Source organism: Coleofasciculus sp., assembly GCF_046539235.1.
GTDB lineage: Bacteria > Cyanobacteriota > Cyanobacteriia > Cyanobacteriales > Coleofasciculaceae > Coleofasciculus.
This window is the reverse complement of record NZ_JBKHHI010000427.1, coordinates 1-5,573: the sequence shown is the minus strand read 5'-3', so window position 1 is coordinate 5,573 and position 5,573 is coordinate 1. Positions and strand designations below refer to the sequence as shown.

Below are 5,573 nucleotides of genomic sequence, written 5' to 3'. Positions count from 1 at the left end.
CTTTAGACTTCCCTAGAAGTCGAATTAATGGAAACGATGTGAACGAGAGAGGGCGACCCGATCAAATTGAGTGGACAGGTGTTGTTACTTGATGCAAGCGGGTCGCCCCTACAGAGATTTCACCAGTTTTTGCCCAAATTAATCGACGAAATCTGCCCAACAAATACAGAAAAGAAACCGTAGGGGCGCACCGACGTGCGCCCTATTGCTGACGTGCGTCCAAAACGCTTGCAAGTCAAAAGCGATCGCACAACTTGGAGAAAAAGCGCGATCGCATGAAAAAATTGGCTCTCTATCTCCCGATTCGCCAATCGTTGCGTAACTTCAGTTTAAACGTAAACCCAACAACTCTCAACAGACAATCATCAAACTTTATCCCTGACCCAATAACTGCTCAATTGTCCAATCTTTAACCTCAGAATAGATATAGTATTTCGCCTGATCCCCGACAAATTGCTGACGCCACTCATCCTCTACAATCCCAAACCCATTCTCAAGAATTTGACTCATCACCGATTGAATGTGATTCGGTTGACAGGCGTCAGTGTCTTTGGGTGAACGAGAACGCCATAACTCCCACATCCGCTGCTTGGACACCCCGTCACTACTATGAATTAAATGATTGCGCTGAATCGCCCAATAATCTAAACGCTTTAATAAGGTTAGCATCTCTTGCCAAAATAAATCTTCTTCGGGAAGATTACGACACTTAACCAAAACCTGGATAAAATTGCGCTTGAGATAACGATTCATCAACTGAAATCTTGGCTGTCTGCGTAAATTATTAGGGTGTAACTTAGCACAGTGTCCATCATCTAACTCTTTAAACCACTCCCATAACTTTTCCCCCATTTCCCGACGCATCACCTCCGTATCCAGATGCCATTTTTGCAAATCCCCGACAAAATAGGCTTCCGGGTTCAGCCTTTGGTTCACTTGATAAAGGGTTTCCTCATAAAAGGAAGACATCCCAGTTAAGAAGTTGGCAACTTGGTTTAATTTCCAATAGATACGACATTGGGTGTAAAGGTTTAACAATCGATTGTAGGAACTCACCTGTTTAACTAACTGACTGGATAGCTGTAACTGGGAACTTTGAATGGATTGGTTGACCGTCTTGCTATCCAAGTTGAAACAGTGAATGGCAATATCTAAATTTTGAATCACTTTAGCAATCAGATGATCTTCTTCCACCAATTTTTGATCTGAAATGTAAGGCTTTAAGAACTTGAGAACCCCTTTCCAAGCTTTCAGGATTTCAACTGTCCCATTAAAATCCCAGCGTTTATCCAGCAGCAGTTTAACGGTTTGATAGGTTTTAGTACGGCGATACTGCCAATAGGAAATAAAGTGACAATCTGAATACTTTCCAGCCAAAACATTCTTAATCGAGAGGTGAGGTTCAATAAACAGTTGTTTGCCAATCTCCGATGACATCGCCTGCACCCGTAAAGCGGTTTGCATTTGAGGAGTCCCGCCTTTGATACTAATGAGGAGTTCCTCCTGGGGATTAAGTTGGCTGAAAAACTGATAATATTCGTAGAGGAGTCCATCTTGGTCAATCGGGGATACCGTAGCCGGGATGGGAACAGGGATTAGTTGAATAGTATCTCCCAGTTCAGCCTGAAACCACTGGTTCAAGATGTCGAATAAATAGACAGAATCTAAATCATGTCCTGGTCCCGGTGGTTGGTTGGTGATAAAAATATAGACGGTTCGTACCTTGAATTTTTCCTGCGCTTCAACAAGGGTTCCCCAAATTCGACCCGGACGAATCCGAGAATGCCATGCTTCTGGCTGTTGTTGATAAGCGTCTCGCAGTTTATGAGTCAGGTTGCGGAATGTGAAGGGTTTTACGTTTAATTCTTGGCAAAGGATTTGTTCGACAAATTCGCGTCTATTTCGCCAAGCCACGTCTTCGTCAGGTGTTAAATCGGAATCATCAATATTGGGTTCATTGCGGTTAAAGCCAATCGGAAAGTAATAGTCATCGACGTTTACGGTTAGGTCAGATGTGCCGATATTTGCGATTAAAATAGCCATGGTAGAAAGGTAGAAATTGTAGTGGTGTGACCCAGCTAAAATGGTGCAATAGATTGGGTACGTAGTAAGGGCTTTAGCCCTCTCCAGCTAGGCGTTAGAGAACTAAAGTTCTCACTACAAACAAAGTCCTATTTTAGCTGGGTCATGCCAGTAGGGTGCGTTCGCGAAGTGTTTCCGTTCGCGCAGCGTTCCCGAAGGATAGGGTAGCGTAACGCACCATGACTCAAGTTGTCGGCTGGGTTAACTCAACGGAATAAAAGGCTAAGGTTCCCTTACTACAAGCCCTTACTACGAACTTGTTGTCCAAACGGGAATAGAATCCTTGGGTAACGCTTGGATAAAAGCGGCGCGACTCGACTGATTTGCCCCGAAAACTGTTACCGTTTGATAGGGGGTCTTGCCTTCGGGAAAATTGGATTTAATTACCACATAGGATGGCGTTTCTAAACACCCGCCGACATTAGCATTCCCCTCTCCCTGTTGATTCACCCCTTTAAAACGAGGTTCATACAGCAGGGTTAACGCCTTTCCCCGTACCTGGGAAGTTATTCCATCACGCCGCCAATCGCGGATATCTTCGGGATGTTTTAATTGAGGACAAGGTACGAGATAAATCCGGGCGTTGTGATTCAAAACATCCTGATATCGTCCTCCTGGCTTCCCCGGATTACCGTTACCGGGAACACCTGAAGGGGGTTCTACAGCGAGAAACGCATCCTTTACCGCAGGTAGAAATTTTGTCCGCCAGATGTTTGGACTTGATGATAATTGAGGTTGGGTTAATTGCCAATAACAGCCACGTAATCCTGGATAGGGTTGATTCCAATGTAAAGGGCGTCTTGACCCTTTGCCAATTCCGCCTAAATGAGAGGCGAGTTGTAGGATGCGGCGAATTAAAACTAAATGTTTCTCATTCTGGGCTTCGAGGCAAATCTTACCTTGATATAGGTGAGGATGATCATTATCCCTCTCCTCCTCCTCCCAATCTACGCCAATGCGAAGAGTTCCCGATTGGCTAGTAGGTTCTAGAGTACCAAAGAGGATGGCTTCTAGGTGTTGACATTGTTGAGGGGGATATAATCCTAGGGCGATTGCCCGAAACCAATAGCGTAACATCCCGCGCACAGCAGTGGGACGAAATTCTGGGCTATTTTGTTCAGCCCCATACATTCCGGCTGTCCACAACTGAAATTGATAGGTTTTTTTTAGCCAACCTTTCTGTTTTTCAGTTAAGTTTGTGCGTCCATATCCGGCACTTACTCGTGACCCCAATCCGGATACAGCCAGGGCTTTTTCCAACCATCCCTTAACGAGTTTTACGTCCTCTGAATTCCCCCGACAGGTGGGGGCTAATCCAATTACTAATTCAGGCATTTCCATGGAGAGTAAAGCATGGGGTTCAGGTTGATAGTTAACCCGATGATTCTGCCAATGCCATTGGGAATTTGCCATATCCACACTCAGGGAAGGTCGAGTGGGGAAGGCATCCAGAAACTGCACACAACCGATACCTTGGTCTAGAGTACCAAAGAGTCGATTTACTTGGTCAGGATAATCAGTCCGCGCCCAAGCCAGAACCATTCCCTTGAGACTACTGGCGGGGATATAAGGGATGCCATAAACTGGATGAAATACGGGTAAAAGTAAGTCATTAAATCCACGAGTTCCTCCCACTCGCAGCCGCCAGGGAAATTCGATGGTAAGCGTTTCTGTGGCTAGGGATTTAGTTTTTTGGGTCAGTTGTTCGTAAACGGATTCACAGGTATCATCGGCATCGGCGGCGGCATTGAGGGCATCTTGGGCAGTGGGTTTACCGATAAATAGGGTATGATTTAAGGCTTGTAGAGGTGGGGTAATACGCTGCCTTTTGACAGTGGGTTGGGGATGATTGGTTCTAGCGGTTGTCCGCATGGTGGCGGCGGATATAGGGGTGGGGTGATGGCGATTGTTACTCATTATTGTTCTGCTTCTCCTAATACAGCGGGTGCCCAAAATGACCATTCTTTGGCTAACTGTATGGCTAAATGATTTAAGGCGGTGTATTGGCGTAGGGGTAAGTGAATTAAACTGCCTTCGTCGTTAATGTCAAAGTCTTCACCGCTAAAGTCTTTGAGTTTTTGGAGAAAGGTTTGGTAAACTACTCCTTTGTATTTGGTGTCTTCTGCTGTTCCGTTTAAAAATTTCTTCATGTCTCCACTGAGGCGATGTAATCCCCAAGTGGAAATGTAGGTGGTTAAGCCTTGGATTAAGCCACTGGCTTTTTCATGGTAGGGTTCATTTAATTTCTGTTTCAGTTCAACGAGGGCTGAATGCGCCGCTTGACTGAATTGGCGTGTATCTAGTTTCATACTTATTAATTCTCTGGGATGGTTTCAGAATTTACGTCGCTACATCAAATATAAAGGTGTGTTGCGCTTCGCTAAGGTGCGTTACGCTACGCTAACACACCCTACTGGCGTGACCCAGCTAAAATTTGTTTGTAGTGAGAACTTTAGTTCTCTCTCCGCCTAGCTGGAGAGGGCTAAGGTTCCCTGACTACGAAGCCAATACATCTTACATCTCAAGATTTTGTGTTAGTTTTATGGTTTGTAAATCTGTCCAACCTCGCCCCAATCCTTCTAACCCGCCAAATTGCAGGCGTTGATTTAGATGTTCCTGGAGATGGCGGCGCATGGGTTGCGTTTTCTCCTCATGTTTACTTTGTTTCATACCCCAGGGAAAGAATAAGACAGCTTCGGGGGGAATGGCTTCTTCGGAACGGAAGGAACCCCCTTTAACGGTTTTGCTGGTTTCTTCGAGTGCGACTCGTACTTCTCGTTGTAAGCCGAGTTCGACTAAGGCGTTACAGTCTTCATCACTTAAAATTACCAGTTTTTGGGTTAGCTGAGAAATCATTCCTTGGGTTTGGATGAGGGGGGTTAAAGATTCAGATAGGGGGGAACTATCGAGTTGAGTTAGGTCTGATTGTCTCAGAAGTGCTGTTTGTAAATAAAGGGGTGCGGGTGGAAAACTCACACAAGCTTGGGTTTCAGAAAGACCCCGGCGACAGTCTTGAATAAATGAAGTAAGAGGGGCTTTATCTAACCATCGATTCCAGCGTTCTAGCCATAAGGGACAGGTAATCCAGATGAAATGATGACTTAAGGAGGCGATGGGGAAAAAGAGTAATGTGGCATCGGCAAACCAAACTTCTCCTTCGGTGGGTTGCATTCCATCTTTAATCTTTTGTCCAAATAATAGTCCGGCGGTGTCTGAATTTAGGGTTTCTAATTCTGAACGAATTTTGCCGCGTAAGGAGGAGGCGGGTAAGTAGGGAAATTCGGTGTGAACTTCACGGGCGATGCCCATTAAGTTTCCTTCTTGGGAACTTGCCCCCGTGTGTAATGGGGTGAGTAGGTATATGTAGGTGAGATAATTGTTCATGGTTATTGGTTATTGGTTATTGGTTGTTTTTTATTTCTCTATTGCCTGTTGCCTGTTGCCTATTGCCTTTTTTGCCTATTGCCTTCTCTTCCCCCATAAAAGTTTGC

At 45.1% G+C, this 5,573-nt stretch carries 5 protein-coding genes; all 5 read right to left on the bottom strand.

Translation table 11 applies throughout. The annotated features are described in order from the left end of the window. Nucleotides 1-119: 119 nt before the first annotated feature. Nucleotides 120-311 carry a hypothetical protein gene (locus ACLFWI_RS25925; RefSeq protein WP_446415312.1) on the bottom strand — a complete coding sequence of 64 codons (192 nt, stop codon included), beginning with the start codon at nt 309-311 and terminating at the stop codon, nt 120-122. A 61-nt stretch (nt 312-372) separates the two neighbouring features. After that, a complete protein-coding gene (locus ACLFWI_RS25920; RefSeq protein ID WP_446415311.1) occupies nt 373-2,043 on the bottom strand; it encodes a hypothetical protein in 1,671 nt (556 codons plus the stop codon). A gap of 288 nt (nt 2,044-2,331) precedes the next feature. After that, on the bottom strand, nt 2,332-3,999 hold the full coding sequence (locus ACLFWI_RS25915) for an RAMP superfamily CRISPR-associated protein (RefSeq protein ID WP_446415310.1): 1,668 nt from the start codon (nt 3,997-3,999) through the stop codon (nt 2,332-2,334). Next, entirely contained in the window at nt 3,999-4,391 is a 393-nt protein-coding gene (locus ACLFWI_RS25910) for a hypothetical protein (RefSeq protein WP_446415309.1), read from the bottom strand. Before ACLFWI_RS25910 ends, ACLFWI_RS25915 begins: the two co-directional genes overlap by 1 nt. A 205-nt stretch (nt 4,392-4,596) precedes the next feature. Next, complete coding sequence (cmr4, locus tag ACLFWI_RS25905) at nt 4,597-5,466, bottom strand: type III-B CRISPR module RAMP protein Cmr4 (RefSeq protein ID WP_446415308.1); 870 nt, start codon at nt 5,464-5,466, stop codon at nt 4,597-4,599. Nucleotides 5,467-5,573 lie beyond the last annotated feature (107 nt).